At 45.8% G+C, this 4,826-nt stretch carries 5 protein-coding genes; 3 read left to right on the top strand and 2 right to left on the bottom strand.

From position 1 onward, the window contains the following. Positions 1-51 precede the first annotated feature (51 nt). Complete coding sequence (locus AC3A8L_RS19920; protein ID WP_487964020.1) at positions 52-891, bottom strand: acyl-CoA thioesterase; 840 nt, start codon at positions 889-891, stop codon at positions 52-54. Between the two features lie 159 nt (positions 892-1,050). Further along, positions 1,051-2,340: a citrate synthase gene (locus AC3A8L_RS19915; RefSeq protein WP_487964019.1), complete on the bottom strand. Its 1,290-nt coding sequence runs from the start codon at positions 2,338-2,340 to the stop codon at positions 1,051-1,053. Positions 2,341-3,122: 782 nt separating this feature from the next. On the opposite strand from AC3A8L_RS19915, the gene sdhC reads away from it, so the two are divergent. The 3 genes from sdhC to AC3A8L_RS19900 form a co-directional block, all read left to right on the top strand. Next, a complete protein-coding gene (gene sdhC, locus AC3A8L_RS19910; protein WP_487964018.1) occupies positions 3,123-3,500 on the top strand; it encodes a succinate dehydrogenase, cytochrome b556 subunit in 378 nt (125 codons plus the stop codon). Beyond that, positions 3,494-3,862, top strand: a complete 369-nt coding sequence (gene sdhD / locus AC3A8L_RS19905; RefSeq protein WP_487964017.1) for a succinate dehydrogenase, hydrophobic membrane anchor protein — start codon at positions 3,494-3,496, stop codon at positions 3,860-3,862. The genes sdhC and sdhD overlap by 7 nt, the downstream gene beginning before the upstream one ends. A gap of 4 nt (positions 3,863-3,866) precedes the next feature. Beyond that, positions 3,867-4,826: FAD-binding protein (locus tag AC3A8L_RS19900; RefSeq protein WP_487964016.1), on the top strand; the 960-nt coding region annotated here is incomplete at its 3' end.

The raw sequence follows: 4,826 nt of genomic DNA, 5'->3' as shown, positions 1-4,826 counted from the left end.
CTCCCTGCAGACCCTCTTCGCCTAATTGGACAAACTATTATTGCCTCGCCCCTAAGACGGCGTTACTTTAGGGCGGACCAATCCTTCTTGTGTAGTGGTCGCGAGAAGCACTCCCTGTTGATCAAATATTTTCCCTTGCGAAAAGCCACGCGCACCACCGGCCCACGGACTCTCCACCTCATAGAGCATCCAATTATTGACCGAAAAAGGTGCGTTATGAAACCAGATCGCATGATCGACACTGGCACCCAATACCTCACCATGAAACAAAGAAATAGGATGCTGCCCCAAAGAAGTCGCCAGCAGCCCAAAGTCTGATGCATAAACCAGAACGCATGACTGAAGCAGCCGATCCCCATCAAGCAGCTCTTTACTCCTCATCCAAAAGCGCGAGTTTGCACCTGCACATTCGTTAGAAAACATACCGTCAGTTAAAGCGTGAAACTCAAACGCATCGGCCGATAGCTCAGGTTGCTCTGGGGCCAATTCAGACGGAAACGCTGCAGGAATATCACTAGGCGACAACGGTGCTTCTGACCATGAGACTGCATGCTCAAAACCTTTTTCCGGATGATGAAAAGAAACCATCGCCGTGAAAATTGTTTTGCCATTTTGTTTCGCATTAACCGTGCGATGACTAAAGCTTCTACCGTCTCGATTGCGAACAACTTCATAATCAACAGGACTATGACTACTACCAGGGCGCAAAAAATAAGCATGCATTGAATGAGGAGGGATATCTTTTGCCGTCAAACCTGCAGCCATTAAAGCTTGAGCCAAAACCTGACCACCGAATAACGATTGGTTAAAATTTTCTTTATGGTGTGTCGCACGAAAACAATCTTCACCCTGCAGAGTGAGCTGTAATACATCCCGTATTGAAGATTTCATAGGAAGCAGGTACTCAAGAATTAATGACTAAAGCGCAACGAGCGCGCGCAGATTCAAGCAAGCTTTTAAGGTTAGCATATTCAGCAATGAATTAACTAAAACCAAAAGAAGCGCCCACTGGGCGCTTCTTTACATACACTTGGATAACCCGCTCAGTAATTAGCGGTCTTTGACATCAACGTAATCACGCTCTGCATAACCCGTGTAAAGCTGGCGCGGACGGCCAATTCGAGTACCCTGAGAAATCATTTCGTGCCAGTGCGAAATCCAACCCACGGTACGGCCTACCGCAAAAATCACTGTAAACATATCCGTTGGAATACCGATCGCCTTCATGATAATACCCGAGTAAAAATCCACATTAGGGTAAAGTTTCTTCTCTACAAAATACGGATCTTCAAGTGCGATTTGCTCAAGGCGCTTGGCAATACGTAATAACGGATCATTTTCGACACCCAGTTCAGCGAATACCTCACTGCACGTTTTCTTCATGACGCGAGCACGGGGGTCAAAGTTTTTATAAACTCGATGCCCAAAGCCCATCAAACGGAAAGGGTCATTTTTATCTTTTGCTTTTGCAATGTACGCATCAATATTTTCTTCGCTGCCAATTTCCTCGAGCATCTGCAGAACAGCTTCATTAGCGCCACCATGCGCAGGCCCCCAAAGGGTTGCAATCCCCGCCGCAATACAAGCGTAAGGGTTTGCACCCGAAGAACCGGCCAAACGCACAGTCGATGTTGATGCGTTTTGCTCGTGATCGGCATGTAACAAGAAGATACGATCCATGGCGCTAGCCAAAATAGGATTCACTTTATACTCTTCGCACGGAGTACCAAACATCATTCGCAAGAAGTTTTCGGCATAACCCAAACTATTGTCAGGATAAAGAACAGGTTGTCCAACATGATGTTTGTAGCACATTGCTGCCAAAGTTGGCATTTTTGCAATCAAACGATACGCAGCATTGATTCTATGACTCTCGTTGGTGATATCTAAATCTTCATGATAAAACGCTGAGAGAGAACCTACGGCGCCACACATTTTTGCCATTGGGTGAGCGTTATGATGGAATCCTTCAAAAAATTGGTGCATGGACTCATGCACCATAGTGTGATTGGTGATCGTGAGTTTGAACGTTTCGTATTCATCAGCTGTTGGAAGCTCGCCATGCAACAATAAATAGCAGCTTTCAAGGTAATCGGACTTCTCGGCCAATACGTCGATAGGAAAACCGCGGTGCAACAAAATACCCTTGCCACCATCAATGTAAGTAATCGACGAGTCACAGGCCGCGGTAGAAACGAAACCAGGGTCATAGGTGAAAAAACCATTTCGCGTCAATGCGCCAACATCGATCACCTCTGGGCCTATTGTTCCGGCACGAACGGGTAATTCAATAGTTTGATCTAAACCGTCGACTGTCAGTTGCGCTTTCTTTTCGGTCATTACCGACTCCTGTAACTGGATTTATCTAAAAATAAACTTAGCACGTTAGCACTCGAACCACAGCGTTAAACCATTATTATTCTGATAAAGCATACGATCCGCCCAAACCAACACCCAAAAGTGCTTCGAGGGTAGTAACTAAAGCCTGCGCAATCTAGCACGACCACAAACTTCATAGCTAGCATCAAGCCAAGCTAGCGACGATTAAATGCCCATGAGTGATCAACAAAACAAAGGTTTGAGTAAAAATTAACCGGTGAGTACGTGCGATTGGCGCATAGTATAGTTAAAAATCTAGCCCCATAGGAACCATTAATGAAGCGACAGCCAGCAAAATCTGCTTTACTTGTATAAGTTTTACTCAAAAAGCGCCAGTTTGGTGCGTAAAAAAGCGAGTGTAATGATATCGAAACAAAACTATTAGCAAGCCCTTGATCCGTAGGCATAGCAGACAAAAGTAAGTTTGTATTTTAGGTGCTGCCTCTCTATAATTCAGCGCGTTTTTTAAGGTTATTGCGCTAAAGGGGATGTTTGTAATTTATTGCGGCTAAACCCAACAAAAAACTAGACGTTTACGACAGCAATAACCAGCAGACAAAGAAAATCGCAAGACAGCCGTAGATATCCAAACAAGATGGGTAAGTACAAGCGCTTAGTTAGAATTAAGCTAGCCATAGCTCAATGCGCCAGCGATAATTACCGAATACGCGATTAACGTCGTTATTTACAACTAAACTGTAATAAAAAGAACCATTCATTCAAAATAAAGGTGTGGTGCAACAGTGAAAAAAGACAGGCCTGTCAATCTAGATTTAACAACAATCTCGCTACCTATAACAGGGTATGTATCTTTTTTGCACCGCGTTTCTGGAATCATTATGCTTGGTGGCGTTTTGGTTTTACTTTGGACGCTAGACACAAGCTTGAATTCAGAGCAGAGCTTCAACGAGCTGAAAGAAACACTCAACAATCCAATAATGACTTTCATCACGTGGGGTGTATTAGCAGCTCTTGCCTATCATACCGTCGCTGGATTACGGCACCTATTGATGGACATGGGAATTGGAGAATCACTTGAAGGAGGTCGCGCTGGGGCTAAAGCCGTTATCGCACTCGCCGCACTATCCATTCTCGCTATCGGAGGCTATCTAATATGGTAACTGCAGCGACAACCCTTTCTCGCAATGGCGTATCTGACTGGATTATCCAGCGCTTTAGCGCCGTCATTCTTGCGGCTTACACACTTTTCCTCGCGGGCTTTATTGTAAGCCACCCAAATCTTGATTATTCGACTTGGAATAACCTTTTCGATCAACTTTGGATGCGTATTTTCAGCTTGCTGGCACTACTTAGTATTGCGGCACATGGCTGGATAGGGTTATGGGGCATTGTCACCGACTACCTCACTACCCGCATGCTCGGCTCTAAAGGTTTGGCTTTGCGCCTTATCGTTTTATCGACTTATGCATTAATTACTGCAGCCTACCTCGTTTGGGGTCTCGAAATTTTGTGGGGAGCCTAAGATAATGGCGACACTGATAACAATTACTTTTGATGGTATCGTTATTGGCGGAGGCGGCGCGGGCATGCGTGCAGCACTTCAAATGGCTCAATCAGGCTTTAAAACAGCTGTCATTACCAAAGTATTTCCAACTCGCTCACACACGGTTTCTGCGCAAGGCGGCATCACCTGCGCAATTGCCAGCGATGACCCTAACGATGATTGGCGCTGGCACATGTATGACACCGTAAAAGGTTCAGATTACATTGGCGACCAAGACGCTATTGAATATATGTGCTCAGTAGGCCCCGAAGCGGTCTTTGAATTAGAGCACATGGGACTTCCTTTTTCCCGAACCGAGAATGGCCGCATTTATCAGCGCCCATTCGGCGGCCAATCGAAAGATTTTGGTCGCGGCGGGCAAGCTTCTCGCACCTGCGCAGCGGCCGACCGAACAGGTCACGCGTTATTACACACCCTTTACCAACAAAATATTAAAAGTAACACCACCTTTTTTAACGAATGGTTTGCTGTTGATCTTGTTAAAAACCAAGATGGTGCGGTCGTCGGTGTAATCGCCATTAACATCGAAGATGGCGAAACCGTTTTTGTTAAGTCTAAAGCCACAGTATTAGCCACTGGCGGTGCAGGCCGCATTTACGCATCAACAACAAATGCGCATATCAATACCGGTGACGGTATCGGCATGGCTTTACGTGCAGGCGCACCGGTACAAGATATTGAAATGTGGCAATTTCATCCTACCGGGATTCACGGCGCAGGTACTTTAGTTACTGAAGGTTGTCGTGGCGAAGGCGGATACCTTATCAATAAAGACGGCGAACGCTTCATGGAGCGCTATGCTCCTAACGCTAAAGACCTTGCTGGCCGTGATGTTGTAGCGCGCTCAATGGTATTGGAAATTTTAGAAGGACGCGGCTGCGGGCCTGATGGCGATCACGTATTACTCAAACTTGATCATCTC

It is taken from the genome of Marinagarivorans sp. (genome assembly GCF_982758155.1).
Note: the sequence above shows the minus strand (reverse complement) of the source record. Positions and strands in the feature narration are given on the sequence as shown.

Coding starts and splice junctions, on each gene's coding strand:
- AC3A8L_RS19920 (WP_487964020.1), bottom strand. CDS start 891: ATGAAATCTTCAATACGGGATGTATTACAGCTCACTCTGCAGGGTGAA.
- sdhD (WP_487964017.1), top strand. CDS start 3,494: ATGGTAACTGCAGCGACAACCCTTTCTCGCAATGGCGTATCTGACTGG.
- AC3A8L_RS19915 (WP_487964019.1), bottom strand. CDS start 2,340: ATGACCGAAAAGAAAGCGCAACTGACAGTCGACGGTTTAGATCAAACT.